Source organism: Rivularia sp. UHCC 0363 (assembly GCF_034931125.1).
In the GTDB taxonomy this organism is placed as follows: domain Bacteria; phylum Cyanobacteriota; class Cyanobacteriia; order Cyanobacteriales; family Nostocaceae; genus Rivularia.
On the sequence record NZ_JAYGHM010000004.1, the window covers coordinates 92,290 to 111,071 of the forward strand.

At 38.2% G+C, this 18,782-nt stretch carries 17 protein-coding genes; 12 read left to right on the forward strand and 5 right to left on the reverse strand.

Features of this window, described 5'->3' with window-relative positions:
• Positions 1-45: 45 nt before the first annotated feature.
• Positions 46-618 (reverse strand): HD domain-containing protein, encoded by a 573-nt coding sequence (locus VB797_RS03820; RefSeq protein ID WP_323236306.1) that lies wholly within the window; start codon positions 616-618, stop codon positions 46-48.
• Positions 619-784: 166 nt separating this feature from the next.
• Positions 785-1,144: a reverse transcriptase/maturase family protein gene (locus tag VB797_RS03825; protein ID WP_323236383.1), complete on the reverse strand. Its 360-nt coding sequence runs from the start codon at positions 1,142-1,144 to the stop codon at positions 785-787.
• A 12-nt stretch (positions 1,145-1,156) separates the two neighbouring features.
• Here VB797_RS03825 and csx18 point away from each other — a divergent pair, with 12 nt between their 5' ends.
• From csx18 to VB797_RS03885, 12 genes are all read left to right on the forward strand, one after another.
• Positions 1,157-1,447 carry a CRISPR-associated protein Csx18 gene (csx18, locus tag VB797_RS03830; RefSeq protein ID WP_323236307.1) on the forward strand — a complete coding sequence of 97 codons (291 nt, stop codon included), beginning with the start codon at positions 1,157-1,159 and terminating at the stop codon, positions 1,445-1,447.
• Positions 1,448-1,533: 86 nt separating this feature from the next.
• Positions 1,534-1,905: a CRISPR-associated ring nuclease Crn3/Csx3 gene (gene crn3, locus VB797_RS03835; protein ID WP_323236308.1), complete on the forward strand. Its 372-nt coding sequence runs from the start codon at positions 1,534-1,536 to the stop codon at positions 1,903-1,905.
• Entirely contained in the window at positions 1,905-2,462 is a 558-nt protein-coding gene (locus VB797_RS03840) for a CRISPR-associated protein Csx3 (protein WP_323236309.1), read from the forward strand. The genes crn3 and VB797_RS03840 overlap by 1 nt, the downstream gene beginning before the upstream one ends.
• Positions 2,463-2,563: 101 nt before the next feature.
• Complete coding sequence (gene cas10 / locus VB797_RS03845; RefSeq protein WP_323236310.1) at positions 2,564-4,855, forward strand: type III-A CRISPR-associated protein Cas10/Csm1; 2,292 nt, start codon at positions 2,564-2,566, stop codon at positions 4,853-4,855.
• Complete coding sequence (csm2, locus tag VB797_RS03850; RefSeq protein ID WP_323236311.1) at positions 4,852-5,367, forward strand: type III-A CRISPR-associated protein Csm2; 516 nt, start codon at positions 4,852-4,854, stop codon at positions 5,365-5,367. Before cas10 ends, csm2 begins: the two co-directional genes overlap by 4 nt.
• Positions 5,368-5,429: 62 nt before the next feature.
• Positions 5,430-6,404 carry a type III-A CRISPR-associated RAMP protein Csm3 gene (csm3, locus tag VB797_RS03855; RefSeq protein WP_323236312.1) on the forward strand — a complete coding sequence of 325 codons (975 nt, stop codon included), beginning with the start codon at positions 5,430-5,432 and terminating at the stop codon, positions 6,402-6,404.
• Positions 6,401-7,438: a type III-A CRISPR-associated RAMP protein Csm4 gene (csm4, locus tag VB797_RS03860; RefSeq protein ID WP_323236313.1), complete on the forward strand. Its 1,038-nt coding sequence runs from the start codon at positions 6,401-6,403 to the stop codon at positions 7,436-7,438. Before csm3 ends, csm4 begins: the two co-directional genes overlap by 4 nt.
• 81 nt (positions 7,439-7,519) lie before the next feature.
• On the forward strand, positions 7,520-8,803 hold the full coding sequence (gene csm5, locus VB797_RS03865) for a type III-A CRISPR-associated RAMP protein Csm5 (RefSeq protein WP_323236314.1): 1,284 nt from the start codon (positions 7,520-7,522) through the stop codon (positions 8,801-8,803).
• 10 nt (positions 8,804-8,813) lie between these two features.
• Positions 8,814-9,581 (forward strand): CRISPR system precrRNA processing endoribonuclease RAMP protein Cas6, encoded by a 768-nt coding sequence (gene cas6, locus VB797_RS03870; protein ID WP_323236315.1) that lies wholly within the window; start codon positions 8,814-8,816, stop codon positions 9,579-9,581.
• A gap of 12 nt (positions 9,582-9,593) precedes the next feature.
• Positions 9,594-9,851, forward strand: a complete 258-nt coding sequence (locus tag VB797_RS03875; RefSeq protein ID WP_323236316.1) for a TM1812 family CRISPR-associated protein — start codon at positions 9,594-9,596, stop codon at positions 9,849-9,851.
• Positions 9,848-10,063, forward strand: a complete 216-nt coding sequence (locus tag VB797_RS03880) for a hypothetical protein (protein WP_323236317.1) — start codon at positions 9,848-9,850, stop codon at positions 10,061-10,063. Before VB797_RS03875 ends, VB797_RS03880 begins: the two co-directional genes overlap by 4 nt.
• 199 nt (positions 10,064-10,262) lie before the next feature.
• The gene (locus tag VB797_RS03885; RefSeq protein WP_323236318.1) at positions 10,263-10,883 is read left to right on the forward strand and encodes a hypothetical protein; all 621 of its coding nucleotides are present in this window, start codon (positions 10,263-10,265) and stop codon (positions 10,881-10,883) included.
• Positions 10,884-11,011: 128 nt separating this feature from the next.
• Here VB797_RS03885 and VB797_RS03890 read toward each other — a convergent pair whose 3' ends face one another.
• From VB797_RS03890 to VB797_RS03900, 3 genes are all read right to left on the reverse strand, one after another.
• Positions 11,012-13,639, reverse strand: coding sequence for a DNA polymerase III subunit alpha (locus tag VB797_RS03890; protein ID WP_323236319.1), 2,628 nt, complete (start codon positions 13,637-13,639; stop codon positions 11,012-11,014).
• Between the two features lie 1,144 nt (positions 13,640-14,783).
• A complete protein-coding gene (locus tag VB797_RS03895; RefSeq protein WP_323236320.1) occupies positions 14,784-16,493 on the reverse strand; it encodes a diflavin flavoprotein in 1,710 nt (569 codons plus the stop codon).
• Between the two features lie 282 nt (positions 16,494-16,775).
• Positions 16,776-18,494 carry a diflavin flavoprotein gene (locus tag VB797_RS03900; protein ID WP_323236321.1) on the reverse strand — a complete coding sequence of 573 codons (1,719 nt, stop codon included), beginning with the start codon at positions 18,492-18,494 and terminating at the stop codon, positions 16,776-16,778.
• Positions 18,495-18,782: the final 288 nt, after the last annotated feature.

Consider the following 18,782-nt stretch of genomic DNA (forward strand, 5'->3'; position numbering starts at 1 on the left):
ATTCCTGTAGCCCCACCCTTCGAGGGTGAGGGCGATTTTGATTAATTAACCACCGAGTTCCTTAAGAATCTGCTCCAATTCCACCGTCATAAAATTGACATTGCCTTGCTGATAAATCTCCAGCAATTCCCCATAAAACCATAATTTTTCCTCCTTACTAGCACTGAAAAAATTCCATAATTCATCTTTGCGATCGCGATATCCAATTAAAAGACTTCTAGCATTGTGTAACTTATCGGCAAGGGATACCAACTTTACAGAATCCGAAGCATTGCGGATATTTTCTATATAATTAATTTTGCGTTCTTTCCAAGGTGGCTTTGGTGTAATATCTGATTCCGTACAGCCGTCAACAATTTCCACAACCGTTTCTCCGAATTTCTGACGGATATCTTCACGAGTGGCTTTACCTCCCTGGTCTTCTACGGCATCATGAAGTAATCCTGCGATCGCTTCATCTTCGGAACCTCCGGCTTCTAATATCAAGGCTGAAACCGACATCAAATGAGAAATATAGGGGATTTTGTCTACTTTTCGGGTTTGATTCGCGTGTCGTTGGGTAGCGTAAACTAAAGCTTGTGCAAATTTGTTTGTTAATTTTGGTGGTTGGTTTTTCATGTTGTTAGTTTTTAAAATCCAATATTATACTCTACCTGGCGACTGGAAGTCGCGGCTACACAGGCAAAGTCCGGCGACCTGGACTAGTTATTCAACCGATGCGTGCGGAGGTTCCCTCCGTTGAGGGGAGTGGTGAACCCGGAGGGGTTTTGTTTGTAGCCAGATATTAGGTTTCTTGATAATTCGCTAATTCCTGTTTAGCTCCAGTTTCTGTATCGTTAAAAACGCCCTTGTCTACGTATCCAGCCTTTAACCACTGTTGTATTAACTTCCGAGAGGGGAAATTACCAATGGTTTTCAGTAGTGGCTCATGAGCAATGTTATCAAAACACATAGCAATATCTGCATCTACAACCCAGCTTTTTGTTGAGTTGCCTTTAGACATTGAATGTATCCTTTCAATTGCATCATGTACGCCTCTAGCGGGGCGGAAGCCGTAGGATGTTCTCTCGAATTGTGCTTCCCAATAAGGTTCCAAGGCATTTTTAACAATGGCTTGTAAACACCTATCGATGACACAAGGGATTCCGAGGGGACGTTGTTTACCGTTGGATTTACGGAATCTATTGTTAAAAAATTAGTCAGCTACCGTAGTTGGATTTTAGCGGTAATTAATGCGGCAATTACTTGGATTATTTTAACTATTCCGCCTTTAGGACTATTTGCTGTAATTAGCTGCACTTTAGGAGTGTTTATTAGTAGTTTGTCTGTGGGGTGGGTGTGCGATCGCGCTTTGATGAGATTGCTGCAACTGGTTCCCAGACTCCGGATGGGAACCCATGACCAGAGGCTCTGCCTCCACTTGAAAGCCAACACAAAAACTGTATGAACTTTTAGCAAAAAAAAACCACAAAGTACACAGCCTAGTCACACACCCTACAAATCCAAAATCTAAAATCCAAAATCCAAAATCGAATGACTCAATCATTACAACTGCATCTCAGTGACACTCTATTATCGCAAGACTTGAAATATCAGGTGTTGACTATTGAACAAACCAGCCATGACCGATTGATTGAACCGCAAGATTTAACAAACTTAGAACTTCCTGAAGGTATTGATATTACTGGTGGTGTGGTGATTTCGGGACGCGCTCCCACTTGGCTGTATGCGTATCTGACTCACGAGCTACATCCTACCGCTTGGGTTGCTTGTTATGACCCGCGTTTGGGTGCTGTAGTGGTGGCGACTCATTCGCGTTTGGTTCGTATCGGTCAAGTTATTACCGTGAATGTACTGAACGTAAAAAAAATAGTAAATCTCCCCCATCCCTGTGTCCTGCGTTGATGATAGTGGGTCCCCCGGATAGTGGTAAGAGCGTGTTTTCTCATGCTTTGTTTACAAGCTTACTGCCGGAATACCCAGATATTTACTTACAACGCGCTCATTGGGATGGTGAGGGAAATTATTTGTTGGAAATGAGTCAGGATGCGACAGAAGCAGAAATTGAGGAGTTTAAAAAGCGCGATCGCGGTTCTTTAACAGAAAGATTTTTCCCTTACCACCAAAAAGCTATTTTAGAGTTGCGACGGCAGAAGTCGTTGGTAATAGTGGATGTCGGGGGTATGGTACAGCCTGAGAAACTGCCGATTTTGTCAGCTTGCACGCATTATTTAATCATTAGTTCCAAAGTGGAAGCGGTTGATGCTTGGCACGAATTCTGTAGAGATAGGGGAAATTTAACAGCAGTAGGAGTGATTCACAGTAGTTTGTCGGAAGTCGAAATTATACATGATTCAATTCGTGTAGAATTAACAAGTGGTGCTTGGATACGCGGAAAACTACGTAATGTTCCCGAAGTTTTACTGAAGCGGATAAAGGGGTTGTTAAGTTATCCCAGATAAGGATATTGCGGATGTTTGAGATTTATGGAATACCCCTTTTCCACCCATATGTAATAATCTTCCATAGTTGAGATTACATCTACCGATTTATTGATTTATTTATGATTAATTCAGGTGCTTACCATGATGCTTTGCAAGTTGTTCGAGAAGGGGTTTGTATTTTAGCGAAATGGGCTAATGCAGAATTAACAAATAAATGTCCCCCTTTTACGGAAACGGATGCTGTCAAACGAGCGAAAAATATACTTTCTTGGGACAGTAATTATGAAATAAAACCTTTGCAATGTTTGTTTGATTCGGTGAAACTGTCATGCGGTCAAGATAAAATACATTATTGGTATCCACAAGCGATTGCGGATAAATCTCCCCTTATTCCCTATCCGCAAGATAACGAACCTGTAGAGAATGACTTTGATGAACTAAAGCAAGAAATTGAAAAAGCTATAAATTCTCTCAATCAAAAAGACTGGGAAAACCTTTCTTTATTAACTTTAATTTTAGAAAAATACGGTTCGTTTATCAGCTTTGGTAATTCGGATGTTGCATTGATAGATATTGTAAAATCTACAGCTGCTGTTGCTGGTGCATTGGCTAATAATTTAAATGCAAATCAATTAACGTTAGTAGCTGGTGACTTATCGGGAATTCAAAAGTTTATCTATACTATATCTTCTGATGGTGCGCTGAAATCTCTACGTGCTAGAAGCTTTTATTTAGAATTAGTTACTGAAGAAGTCGTACAGCAAGTTTTACAAGCTTTAGAATTACCTCGCACAAATGTAATTTATGCTGGTGGTGGAAAATTATATATATTAGCGGCAGAAACTGAGAAGATAAAAGACATTGTAGAAGAAATTCGCCAACAATTTAACAAATGGCTTTTAAAAGAATTTCAAGGGAAAGTATTTCTGGCGCTTGATTGTTTAAGCTTTCCAATTAAAGATATTGGTACACAAGATTTTGCCGAGAATTGGGCAAGCATTACAAAATGTTTATCTAAACAAAAAACTAATAAATTCAGCGAACAGATTACTGATTTTATTCAACCGCAAAATAGTTACGAACCTTGCAAAGTATGTCATCGAGATGATGTAGAAAACTTAAAACAACTTAATTCCAAAGAATCAGATTCGGTGCTTGCTTGTGCTACTTGTCGGCGAATGTTTGAGTTAGGAGGACAGTTATTAAAACTTGATTCTATAGTACGTTCGAGTACAGAAAATTTAGCCGATGATAAAACGCATAAACTTTCTTTTAAATTACCTGCTACCGATCGACGTGAAGCTGTCAGCGTTTACTATTATTTATTTGAAAATTGGAAACCTATAGTTAATAATTCCGAAACCGTATTTTTAATTAACGATTGGGATCTAAAACACTATCAGTTTAGTCTTTTCCGCAATCCCATACCTTTACTTTTGGGTAACTACGGCAAAGAAACAGAGAAACCAGAAGAAAAAGGCTTCATGCGTGCTAATGAAATGGCGGAAAAAGCCAAAGAAGTTGGTGCAATACCAAGAGTTGGTTATTTGCGGATGGATGTAGATAGACTAGGAATAATTTTTGCTGAAGGTTTAGGAGATAAGAAGAACCTCGCGAGAATCGGTGGACTTTCACGCCAGATGAGCTATTTTTTTAAGGTTTATCTTAATAGTTTGGCGGAATTTAGAAAAGAAAATACACCTAAAAATATTGAAAAATTAAAGCCGGAAGATGAGCGTTTAAATCTACTATTTATCTATGCTGGTGGGGATGATTTATTTGTTAGTGGTGCTTGGAATGAAGTTGTAGAATTCGGCTTTGATGTTTACCAATGCTTTCGTGCTTTTACAGGAAATAATCCAGATATTACGCTATCGGCAGGAATCAGTCTTGCAGAACCGAAATTTCCCTTATATCAAGCCGCAGATACATCGGGTGATGCTGAAAAAGCCGCTAAGGGTAATGGTAAAGATAGTTTAGGTTTGTTTGGGCAAATTTTCAAATGGGATGAATGGCTGGGTATAAAACATATTAACCTAATTGATTCGGAAATCAAAGCATATTTACAACCTGAGTCGGTACCTAATTTATTAGGAATATTACCTTTTGTTGAAAGACTGGAAAAACAGGAAATAGGAAGTAATTATTCTCGTAATTTCGTTCGCAATCTTTTAACAACTGCTGAGATACAGGAACAAGCTTTAGATAAATTTAAAGATCAAAAATCGCAAGGTGCTATGGGAACTCGTTATTTCTTACATTTACCTAAAGTTGCTTACACTTTAGCAAGATTACCGACTAACGTATTAGATGACGTTGATTTTCGTACATCATTGAAAAGCCCGTATAATGCACCTTATTTTCGTGCGATCGCCACTTGGATTGAATTACTCAACCGTTCTAAATTATGACACAACCTATTAAACCAGTTAATCGTCCAGTTCCAACATCATCACCGAAGGAATCTGAAAATAGAGGTAATTCCAATAATAGACAATCTAACTCGCGTAATAACAGCAATCAATCTACGGATATTGTCAAGGACATTATCGATAAAATTAATACTTTGGACAATAAATTAAGAGATTATCCCATTCGAGAATTAGTCAAACACGCTGAAGAATTTGGTCCTTATCTGAAAGGTCAAAGACTTGAAACAAACCAAGTTCGTAAGTTTTTAGATGCGATAAATCGGCTAAAAGCTGTGTTAGCAGATACGGGTAATTTCTCAAAGATTGACACCGATATAGTCTTACTAAAACCTAAATTAGCATACGCAGCAGCCAGACAAAAAGCTGCTAAACCTTTAAGCGATGTGATGTCAGTAGCGATAGACTCAGTTCACAGTAAAGAAGATTTTGAACGATTAGTTCAACTGATTGAATCAATCATTGCTTATCACAAAGCTGAAGGTGGAAAGTAATATTAAGCTCTAATCTAACAAATCAAACATTCAATCCAAAATCCAAAATCCAAAATTGAAATATGCCTGCATCATTAACACAAAAACCTTTACTTGGAAAAATCCGTTTAACCAGTCATATTAATGTAGAAACTGGTTTACATATAGGCGGAGGTGGCGAAACTTTAGATATAGGTGGAATCGATAAACCTGTAATTCGCGACCCGTTAACAAAATATCCCTATTTACCTGGTTCTTCAATAAAAGGTAAATTACGTTCCATATTAGAAAGATTACATAGTAAACCTCTAAATCGAACCGGGGGAAGCGGTACTTATCGCTATGAAAGTGATGATTTAGAAAATGGTTATACAGAAATTGATGGGTTATTTATTCCTTATGAAGGCGCACGAACTTGTCAAATAAGCAGGTTATTTGGTTCTACTGGCGGTTCTAAATTTTGGATGCCAGTTGATGTAGCGACAAAAGAAGGATTATTAGAAAATGATAGTCCTACTCGTACAATTCAAAATCAAAACTGCACAAAAATCAATCGCGGACGTAACGCACCAGCACGTTTAATGGTGCGAGACTCTCATTTAGTAGACGAATCTGCTACCAAACTTCGAGAAATTGATACAGGTCTTTACATGACCGAATGGAAGTTTGAAAATGGTATCGATAGAGTAACCGCAGCAGCAAATCCCCGACAATTAGAAAGAGTACCAGCAGGTTCTCAATTCAATTTTGAACTTGTTTATACCGTCGAAGATGCCGAACAAGCTATAGAAGACTTACAAAATATTGCCATAGCTTTAGCAATTCTCGAAGACGATGCTTTAGGGGGACATGGTTCGCGGGGATACGGTAAAGTTCGGTTTAAAAACTTTCAATTATACTATCGCAATTTAGATCAATACAAAAAAATTACAGGTGGAGGAACGGACTTTCTTAAACCTATTCAAACAATAGCCGATACCTCTGTTTTATTAGAAAATTTTGGGAACTTAACCAGCGAAATTCAAAAGCGTTTACCCCCAGCAGAAGGTAAAGCATGAACAGTTGGAAGTTAATTAAACTCAACTTTGGAAGTAATCCCGCTCATTTTGGTCGATTGGGTATTGGGATGGAAGAAACTGTAGAAAGAGTCCAGTCTGACACTTTATTCAGTGCTTGGATGAGTGTTTATACGCGGTTGTTTGGCAAAGATGCGATTGAAAGCTTATTGCATAAATTTAACGCATCTTCTCCACCCGTGCGGATGAGTTCTACCTTTATTTACCATCAAAAAGAAAATAAAACTATATACTATCTTCCTCGTCCTCAACAGTTTCCGATTAATTATCCAAAGGAAGACTTAGATTTTTTCAAAACTTATAAAAAGCTGAGTTATTTACCTTTAGAAGTTTGGCAAAGATGGTATCAAAATGATGGAATTAACAACGAAGATATTCAAGAATTAATTGACAGAACTAACACCAAGGGAACTAACGGTAAATTAGATAAAGCTGGAGTTTTTGATTATAGTCAAGCCTTTAAAATCGACAAACATCCGAAAGCCGCAATAGACAGAACTACTAGAGCAACTAACTTTTACCATACAGGTTTCGTACAATTTCAATGGGAAAAAAGCATTTCTGGTTTATACTTCCTATTAAAATTCACTCCCGAAGGTGAAAAACTAGCTGATGAACTAAAAGCAGCCTTACATCTATTAGGAGAAGAAGGCTTAGGGGGCGAACGTTCTAGCGGTGCGGGAAGGTTTGAAATCGAATGGTTGGACTTACCAAAAAGTTGGCATGATGTAGTTGAAACAAAAGGAACTCATCACGAATTAATTAGCTTATTTTGGGATTCAGATATATCTCAAGAATTCCTAAAAAGTTCTGCTTATGAAATTATAGAATGCGGTGGTTGGATAGGTGATGTAAACCTGCGTCGTAAAAAGGTACGAATGTTTGTAGAAGGTTCCGTTTTCTCACAGCAACCGCAAGGAAAATTAGTAGACGTAACGCCAACTCAATTTAAAAGACATCGCATTTATCGTAATGGTATTGGTTTAAGTTTACCAATCAAAATACGACAAGTTTAACTAATAATTATAGTCCGCGCAGGCGGACTTCGTTTGTGTAGCTGCGGTTTCAACCGCCAGATATTATTAAAGACTAAATAAATGAAATCAACTTTTCCTCAACTCAATAAACCTCAAGTTTACGAATCAAAACAGATACGTTTAACCAGTCCAATTTTACATATTGGTTCATCAGTATCCCGATTAAATCCGTTTGAATACGTACAGACATCAAAAAAAGTTTATCTTCCCAATCAAGAAGCGTTAACTAAAGCTTTATATCAACAGGGAGGAAGCTTTTTAAATGACTACATCACAGCAATTGAACAACAAGAAGATATTAGCAGACTATTAGAAAACGCTTTTGGTCAAGAATGGTGGAATACTACAGCAGCTAATGGGGAAAAAATTTTCCCCGATATTTTCATAAGTCGCAAATGGACGGAAGATAAAATTACAGATTTACGTCCGATGATTCGTAACGGAATGGGAGAATTATTTATTCCTGGTTCCTCAATTAAAGGAGCGATAAGAACTGCGATCGCCTATCATCTATTAAAACACGCAGATAGTTATCAAGTACCATCAAATCAACGAGTAAGCGCAATTGAAGAAAAGTTAAGAAAAAATATAGGAGAACTTAGCAATAAACGTAACCAAAAGTTTGCTGACGATAAATTGTTTATGGATAGTTTCTTTTCTGATTACAGTCTTACTTATCAAGATAGAACTTTCTCCGGCACAAGTCAAAATACCGATATTTTGAGAGCGCTACAAGTAACAGATTCACAACCACTTTTAGAAAAATCGGCAATAGCCACAAATGGAAGACGAATACCTCTTAATTTACCTGTAGTTCCTGAAGTGATAGTTTCAAGTCGATTTTCCGATTATTCAGCTAAATATCGAGCTTCTATCTATGCCGAAATGGTAAAACAAGTTGATACAGAATTTACTATTAGCTTAGATACAGAAATGCTCTCATGGTTCAAACATAACCAGGGAATGAAATTACCTTTTAATAATCTTGATGAACTTTTAAAAATTTGTCAAGAATTCGCTCAAGAACAATGGGATTACGAACACGATTACTGGCAAAATATTGAAAATAATCCTAATGCAGCAGGTAAAAATTTAAATTTTAGTTATATCCGCGAATTGTACGAATCAGAAAAATGTCCTTATCAACTTAGATTGGGTTGGGGTAGCGGAATGACAGGAACTACTGTTGGTTTGTGTTTTCCTGACGATTTAAGAGCAGAAATCCGCGATAATTGCGGTTTGAAAGCACCTGATTTTGAAGCACCAAAAAGTAGAAGAACTGTAAAAACTCCAAGCAGTGACATCAAATTTGTACCGGGATGGGTCAAATTCAAAGCTAAATAGTTTTATAATTATGCTAATTCGTTCTACTTGGACATTAACAGTATCCGAACCCACAGTTTTACCCCGTTCCTACAATTTAGAACTAGTAAAACAACTGCATCAACAACTAGATTTAGAGTTAGGAAGCGAAAAAATACCTTCAACTTCTTACTCAGGATTTATCGGTTGCTATTCCACAAATAAAGACTTTTTTACTTTCCATCCAGATGAATTTTATAATTTATCCTTATCTGGAATCAGCGAAATTTCAGCTAAATCAATTTTATCCCTACAACTATCAGAAACCATTAAATTTCTAGGTGCAAAATTCAACGTCGTTAACCGGGAAGATAAAATTACTAGCTACGAAGAACTGTACACAAACTTAGTCGCTAACGAACCAGAACCCATCAGAAAATTTGAACTGCAATTTCTTACACCGACAGCATTTTCTCTAGGAAAAACAAACTTACCTCTTCCCATCCCTACATCAATGTTTCGTAGCTGGTTGGAACGTTGGAATCATTTTGCACCCGTTTATTTAGGAAGCGATGATTTAATAGCCTATCTTAGCGAAGCAATTTTATTGAAACATCATAAAATTCAAACCCGAGGTTGGCAATTACAAAAAGGTTATGTAAATGGATTTGTCGGAGATGTGAAATTACAAGTTTTCAACCGTACCGATGAATTGTTAGCAAATGTCGCTCATTTGTTGGTTAATTATGCAGAGTTTGCAGGTACGGGAATGAAAACCCGGTTGGGGATGGGACAAACTTCGTTAATAGATACAAATTAAAGGAAAAGAATTATGACACAAAGACCATTGAAAGCAATTTCATTTTTAGGTTTTAATAAAAGAGGATATCAGGAAACTACATACGTTAATCCAGTACAATTGGGTGAATTTAAGACAAAATTTGTTCAAGAAGCTTTGGTTGAATTTTATCAGCCAGATACACTTCACGTTTTACTAACAAAGACAGCAGAAACAGGAATTTCCGATGATGAAATGGAGGCAAAATCAAGGATAACAATGGCAACACTATTAAAGAATCAGAATATTTGAATGAATGGTACAAAATATCTAAAAACATCAGAAAACCATTAAATAAACTTTGGGGTGGTGACTTTAATCTAGCGAATTTACGTAACGATGTATTACACGCAGGTTTTCGTAAAAATCCTAAAAGTGCCAAAGATATTCTTCAGCAGACTGAGACAATTGTTGATGAACTGAAAAATATTGCTAAATTGTGGGGATTACAAAATGAGAATTAATTATAATTATTTCTGCTAGGGATAATCCCATGAAAGTCGAACGCGGAGAATTAACGCAAAAAGTAGACACCAGTTTTAAATCATAAAAATAATAATTTATATGGTTCTGATGCTGTAATGCTCTCGCCTAGCGCATCCAACCTCAGCTAATCACGATAAGATAATACTGGAGGGAGAAACTTATTTTGTAGAGGTGGAGATGTCTTTCAGCAGTTACAAAACCATTGGTGAAGTACTTAAAGCGTTTCAAGTTACCTATACTGAAGCAAATTTCATGAGTGAAGCTGAATTTAATATTCCCGATTACTTCCGAGAAGATTTAGAAATAGTAATGCGAGAAGGAGTTGTTTATAGTTCGGAGTTTGCTATTTGTGAAAATATCATCTATCCAGTTTTAAAAGAAGTTTGGAAACTTTATAATAGCAAGTTTACTTTGTGGAGTCATCATTCACTAAATTATGATGAAAATTTATCAGGTTTCCCCGAATATATTTTGGCTAAAAGGTCATCTTTAGGTAAAGTAGTATTTGATAAGCCATATTTTATTTTAGTCGAAGCCAAACAAGACGACTTTGAGGGAGGTTGGGCGCAATGTTTGGCAGAAATGATTGCTGCAAAAGGTCTTAATAAAGAGATTCAAGTAACCATTTTCGGTATTGTTTCAAATGGCGATCGCTGGAAATTTGGAAAGTTAGAAAATAATTTATTTACTAAAGATAATAGCCCTTACACTATCTACGAACTAAATAAAATATTTGCTGCTGTTAATTACATATTTCAACAATGTGAATTACAGTTAGATAATCTTGTTGCTGCTTAATTCCAAATTCTCTCCATCCCCTCTTCCTCAGCGTCCTCTGTGACTCTGCGGTTTAATATTATAATCTCGGTGCGTGACGCAACAAAAATTCTAATTTACTCACCAAAATCCTCAAAGCTTCACACACCCTACAATCCCCCGACCTGCTTCAACTCCAACCCCCGCTCAAACACCTCATCAATACTTAACATTTCCCCGTCAACTGTCATAAATTTATGATCCTTAGTCGCTCGAATCATCGAACCATCTGCTAATTCATACTCAAATACTTCTTGCATCCCGCGATCGTGCCACTGTGCGATCGCTTGACTGTAAATATTCCCATTTTCATCAACGCTATACACCGAACATTCAATTTTATTTTCAACTATTTTACCTATCGGCATCAAGCCATATTCTACAGTGAAAATTTCGGTGTCGTAACTCAAGCAATATTCGGCAAATTTAATCATTTGGTCGAATAATCCTTCAGCAACTTGTTTGCTGACTCCATTTTTTGCGGAACCATCGATAAAAATTTCGCGATGTTTCTGCATTTCTGATACTTTCTTTTTACCCATTGCTCGACGCAGCAAATCGGCTTGTCCCAGAGAATAACCAGCCATGTCTTGAGCAATTTTCATGATTTGCTCTTGATAAACCATAATTCCGTAGGTTTCATCAAGAATCGGTTCTAAAACTTTGGCTTCGTATGATATTTGTTCTCTACCATGTTTGCGATCGATAAACTTAGGAATTAATCCCGCGTCTAATGGTCCGGGTCGATAAAGCGCTAAAATTGATGAAATATCTTCTATATTGGAAGGTTTCAAATCTCGCACAATTTGTCGCATTCCGGAAGATTCTAACTGAAATATTCCTTCTAAGTCTCCTGCTTCTAATAATTCATAAGTCTTTCTGACATCATTAGGAAGTTTGGCTGTTTCCCCACCTTTAGCTAATATTTTTTGTGCTTTTCTTTCTTGAGCAGTAATATCGTAGGGATCTATTCTATATCCAATTTTGTCTTGGATTAAATCGATAGTTTTATCAATCATGGTTAGGTTTCTTAAACCCAAAAAGTCCATTTTTAATAAACCCATCGATTCTATATCTTCCATGTAATATTGAGTAATTACAGAACCATCATTATTCCTTTGTAACGGCACTATTTCATCTAAAGGTTCGGCAGAAATTACCACACCCGCAGCATGAACTCCGAAGGTTTTATTAGTTCCTTCGATACGAATTGCCATGTCTATCCAGTGTTTTACTGCTGGGTCGTTATCGTATCTTTCTTTAAATTCCGGTTCCGGGGTATCGTCGGCAATCATCTTTTTCAACTTAGCTGGTTTACCCCTGGCTACGGGTATCAATTTCGCCATTTTATCGGCTTCCCCGTAAGGAATATCTAATACTCTGGCAACATCTTTTAATACCGCTTTGGAAGTCAATCGGTTAAAAGTAATAATTTGAGCGACTTTATCTTTTCCATATTGACGAGTTACATAATCAATAACTTTGTCGCGGCTTTCTATACAAAAATCCGTATCAATATCAGGCATGGATTTTCTTTCTGGGTTTAAGAAACGCTCGAATAATAATCCATGATGTACGGGGTCAATATTCGTTATACCCATAGAGTATGCTACCAAAGAACCAGCCGCCGAACCTCTTCCCGGACCTACAGGAATATTACTATCGCGAGCAAATTTAATGTAGTCCCACACAACCAAAAAGTATTCAGAAAAACCCATTTTCTGAATCATTTTTAATTCGTATTCCAGCCTTTCTTTATAGGTATTATCTATTTCGCTGCGGGATTTACGATTTAACTTTTCTAAAAGTCCCCCCCATGTTACTTCTTCTACAAAAGTATCGGCAGTGTGACCGGATGGGATGGGGAAATGAGGAGTTCTAGGCGCACTTAAAATATCATAAGGTTCAATTTTCTCGGCAACTTCTACTGTATTACTAACAGCTTCTTCTATCACATCTTCCGGTAAATGGTCGCGGAATAACTGCTTCATTTCTGAGGCAGATTTTAAATATTCCGTACCGCTGTAACGCATTCGTTTATCTTCAAAAATCTTCTTTCCAGTTTGAATGCACAGCAAGGCATCGTGGGCTTCTACATCGTTACAAGAAGTATAGTGAGAATCGTTAGTTGCTATCAGCTTGATTCCCAATTCTCGCGCAATTTTAACAATTTCAACATTCACAACTCGGTCTTCTTGAGAACCGTGGTCTTGAATTTCTAAATAATAATCATCGTTAAATATATCTTGATACCATTTAGCAATTTTTCGCGCTACATCCGGTCTACCGCTCATAATCGCTTGGGGAATTTCTCCACCCAAACAAGCGCTAGTAACAATTAAATCTTCATGATACTGTTTTAATAATTCTTTATTAATACAAGGACGCGAAAAAATTCCTTTTCCCTGCACCCCTTCCAAATGAGATATTGTAGTTAATTTAGTTAAATTTTTATAGCCGCGAGTATTCTTCGCTAAAACAACTTGATGGTAGCGGGGACGACGTTCCTGTTTAGTAATATCGCCGTTAATAATATACATTTCATTACCGATAATCGGCTGAAAATTCTTATTGCGACAAATTTTGATTAACTCAACCGCACCGTACATTACTCCGTGGTCAGTCAGCGCGATCGCCTTCATTCCCAATTCGATGGCACGGTCAATCAAACCAGGCAACTGAGACGCACCATCAAGCAAGCTATAGTCACTATGAATGTGTAAAGGTACAAAGGACATACGCTTCTAATTTCTCCAAGACCGCAGGTGTTATCCAGAGTAACGCACGAATGTAATCTAGACTATATTTTATTCTTGATCAATATATTAAATTTCGTATTCGTGTTTGAATCTTTACTGCAATAATTCCCCAACCTCGTATAAACCCGGCTCTTCCCTACTTCCCTATTCCCGTAGTTCTAAACATCACCCTCAGTATGATTAGTTGTATTTTTTACTTTTTGTCCAGAGAATAAATGTATGAAAAGTTGTATTCTCCCTAAGTAATCTACCTAAAAGGCATTAACTTGAGCTTAAAATTATCTGTTGTATTCTTGATAAAATTATAAAAAGTAGATTTATAGGTCATGGGGAATAGAACAACCTTTGAATAATTTCGACTAATTACCGATTATTCATATAGAAAAGCCCCATCCCAAGGACGAGGCGATTAGCTAACGTTGTAATTAAAATTAAGATCTGGCAAAACCATTCAAATAAAAATTTGTTAACTTGTAACTCATAAATTTTTCCCGAACCGCTTCGTAAATCATTGGTTCGAGATCAAATAGCCTATCCACCGCTCGAAGATTGTCCCTTAGCATCGCATTCTCGACCCCAACACCGTTCTAAAAGCTCAATCCTATGGACATAAGCAAAGGTATGAGGATTTAATATCAGTTTTTCACTAAACAAGGGTTGATTGAGATAGTGCCAAAAAGGGAACTTTAGTTTATTTTTGTTTTTTTCTGGATACATAACAAGAGCCAATAATTTAAACCGTTGTCACAGTCGCAGGCATTTTTGTGAGATGCTAGGACTGTTTTAATAGTTAAACCTTACACAATCTGTATACAGTTGACCTGCGAACAATTGCGGAAACACGGGAAGCCTTAGTTCCCTACTTGCACGACCTACATTTATAGCAAAAATTCCATTATTTTGCTGATGCCACAATTTTTAATAATGTATATTGAGCTACATACTGCTAACATTTTGTAAAACTGCGAACGGTCAACACTTCATACAGCGTTTAGTATGGTGTTGTCCGGATGAATTGCTCAAATCTCATCAGCATAAAAAAAAACACCCGCAGCCTAGAAGGCTGGGGCTAATATTACAAAGCCTACCTGCGTAGGCTGTCATTAAGTGCATCTTTATACAGTTAATAATGGTTCCCTGCTTTACGACGGTGAATAGCAGTTGCTGTATCTGGTTGCAGTAATTTTCCGTTATCAACTGTTGCATAGATTACCCAGTGGTCGCCGCATTCCATCCGCTTACTTGCAGAACATTCTAAATAAGCTGTAGCGTCGGTGAGGATGATACCACCGTTATCGGCTGATGCTGTAGGGAAGTTGGAGAAACGGTCTTCACCGGGAGCGAAAGATTTACGGAAGTGCTTCACGTAATCTTGTTGATTACCTTCACCAATAACGTTGAGAACAAACTTGCTTCCTGGATACAGTAGGTTTTCTACTGCTCGATCTTTGGCGATCGCTAAACTAATTCCCGGTGGGTCAAAAGTTGCTTGAGATACCCAAGAACCGAGCATTCCGGTGGTAATTTCTCCTTGTTTTGCTGTGAGTACGCAAACCGAACCAACGATACGTCCCACGGCTTGTTCCATTGGAGTTGCAGCGGGTTGAGTTATACGTAGCTTGCGAGCTTTTCTCAAAGTTTGAGCAAAATCGGTTGCTGTTTCTTCGCATTCCTTGAGGGTTTTATCGGATGGTTTAAATCTAGCTTTAAAGGTGTCGAAGCCAAACTTAAATCCTGCATCCTTTAACTTACCTTCAATTAAATCGAATGCTTCACCGCTCCAACCATAGGAACCAAATACACCAGCGAGTTTACTCGTGTCACCAACTGAAAGCACAATACCCAAAGCAGTATGAATCGGTGTGGGTGCATTTCCCCCGATGGTGGGTGAACCGATGATAAAACCATCTGACTTTTCAATCGCAGCGCGAACATCATCTGGATCGGCAAATTCGCAGTTAATAGACTCAACAGCGACCCCACCTTTAGTTAAACCCAAACCGAATGCTTGAGCCAAAGTTGCAGTATTACCGTATGCTGAAGCGTAAAGTAAGGCAACGGTAACTTCGCGTTCAGTTTGAGAAACACTCCACTGTTGATAAGCTTTATTAAGTTCGATCAAGCCGTAGCGTACCAAAGGACCGTGAACGGTAGCATACATTCTCACCGGGATATCTGAAAGTTTTTCCAGAGCCGCTTTTACGTGAGATGCATGGGGAGCCATTAAGCAGTCAAAATAGTAGCGCTGGTCTTCTTTTAAAATGTCCCAGTCTTCATCAAAGACTTCTTCACCGCAGACATGAGCGCCAAATAATTTATTCGAGTAGAGAATTTGAGTTTGTTGGTCGTAAGTAGCAAGTCCACTCGGCCAGCGCGGACTCGGAATAGGAGTACCTTTTAAAACGTGTCCCTGACCTAAATCGAGGGTTTCTTTCCCCCGCATTTCCATAATTTTTACCTGTTCACCACAAGCAGCACGCAAATTGGCAGCAGCAGGAACCGAGCAAACAAAAGTTAACGAAGGTGCGCGTTCTAAAAGTGCTTTGAGAGTTGCGACACGGTTGGGATTAAAATGTCCAACGATCACATAATCCAACTTTTGAAAATCCAAAACATTCTGTAATGCTTCGATATAAATTTGGGTAAAAGTTTCCGGAGGTGGATCAATAATTGCGGTTTTATCGCCTTCAATTAAATAGCAATTAGAAGTAGTCCCTTTAGCCAAGGCATATTCAATTTCAAATCGCAGCCGCGTCCAACTGCGAGACCTAATCAACGTCGTATCGGTCGCAATAGATGCAATTTGCACGTCGCGGGGATTGGAATTGCTCATAAGAAGGATACAAAATTAAGGATTAAGAATCAAAAGAATAATCAAAAAAGGAATGTAGATGCCTTTATAAAATAGATGGGTAATGGGTAATGGGTAATGGGTAATGGGTAATGGGTAATGGGTAATAGGTAATGGGTAATGGGTAATAGGTAATGGGTAATGGGTAATAGGTGATGGGTAATAGGGGGATGATGAGAAGGAAGAAATCCCAATCCCCAATCCCCAATCCCCAATTACCAATTACCAATTACCAATCCCCAATTACCAATTACCAATTACCAATTAATAATAGGTTCCAACCTTACGGTGACGAACTGCTGTCATTCCATCGGGGTCGGAAATGCGACCGTCGGAAACAGTACAGTACAATAGCCAGTGGTCGCTGCATTCCATGCTGGTCTTGACTTCGCATTCCATGTATGCTAGGGCATCAGCAAGAATTGGACTACCATTTTTGGCTGTGTGAGTTTTCACTCCTTCAAATCGGTCAACACCGGGAAGTAAGCGCTTGAGGAAATGCTTTTTCAATTCTTGATAGTTTCCTTCTTCAAGAACGTTTAGCACAAAATGATCGCCTATTTGCAATGAAGACTCAATTCCTCGGGTTTTACCAACAGCTACGGTAAATCCTAAAGGTTGTAAGCTTGCTTGAGCAATCCAGGAAGCAACCATTGCACCTCTTACATCACCTTTTTTAGTGGTAACGACGTAAAGTCCGTTGCTAATGCGACCTAGTGCTTTTTCCAAATCGGCATCGATGGATTTAAGATGCTTGATATTGCGTTCGCGTACAAGCAACTGTCCCATTTCGCTACCAGCTTCGTCAGCAATTCTAAATGTCTCGTTGCTGGGAACTTCTTTGATGCGGATTGCTGGGAAACCTTCTCTTACACCATGTTCGAGGAATTTTCTCCGCAAGGTGTCGATGGGTTCGTCATCTCCACCGTAAGACTCATACAGTCCGATGACTTGCTTATTTTTAACTACTGCTAACAAAGAACTGATCGCAGCTTGAGCCGCAACGTTAGCAGAAGGAGGCATACCGATGATGATACCTGCTGCTCTACCTGCCAATTCTTGGATTTCCTGGAGGTCGATGTTAGTTAAATCCAACATCTCCACACCAACGCCGGTTTTTTGGATACCGTGACCGATTGATTGCGCTAGGCGATCGCTATATCCATATTCGGAAACGTAGAACAAACCAATGATTGTTTCTGTTTTGGCTTGTTTTTGGCTCCAACTCTGGTAACACTCGGTAAGAGTATCCAGATTGTGATAAAGCAATGGGCCGTGACCGTTAGCAATAATTTTGATTTTGCCTAAGTCACCCATTCTCTTCATTGCATTCAACAAAGAGCGAGCATTTGGTCCCATCAAGCAATCGTAGTAAAACTTGAAGTCGGGTTCTAGTGCCTCTAAGTTGACATCAAAGGTATCGTCACTGCAATAGTGCATACCAAAAGCGTCACAAGTAAACAGGGTTTGGGTTTTCTTGTCGAAACTGAAAATGGTGTCGGGCCAGTGCAAATTGGGCGCACTGACAAATTCAATTTCGTGTCCGTTACCTAAATCTACAGTGTCACCAGTCTTGACAATTCTCTTAGAAAACGGGTCGTGTACCAAGTTCTCTAGAAACTGTAATGCTACTTTCGACGCTAATACAGTCGCTCTAGGAGCAATTTGTAAAACATCTTCCACTAAACCGCTGTGATCGGGTTCTGTGTGGCTAACAATTACATAATCAATCGCTTTGGGATTAACCAGGCTTTTGAGAGTTTCTAAATATTGTTCGCGGAACTTGGAGTGAGACGTATCAACTAAAACTGTACGCTCACCTTGAATTAGATAAGAATTGTAAGTTGTACCGTTTTGCAATCCAAACTCAATATCAAAGCGATCGCGATCCCAGTCGAGACAGCGAATCGCGGTTGTATTAGGAGCGATTTCAACAGTTTGTATAGTAAGGCGTTTTTGGGGGTTCTCTTTGACCGCTACCATTAGTCGTCTCCGAGGACAATTTTATAGTTCACTTATAGTCTTTATTTTTCTCATAAATACTTTTGTAAAGTTGTCTAATACTTTATATTATCGAAATAAAAAATTGTAGCAGATGTTGCTGTTTCCAGGCGTTGTAAATTACCTAAAAACATCTCAATAGGACTTTTTTTTCCAAAACGGATTATATCAAAAAATCTGAATTTTAAAAGTTGAAAAACATGGAAAATCATTAATTTGATTAGTTTTCTAAAAATGTTTGTTTAAACATCAACGGAATCTAGTACTCCA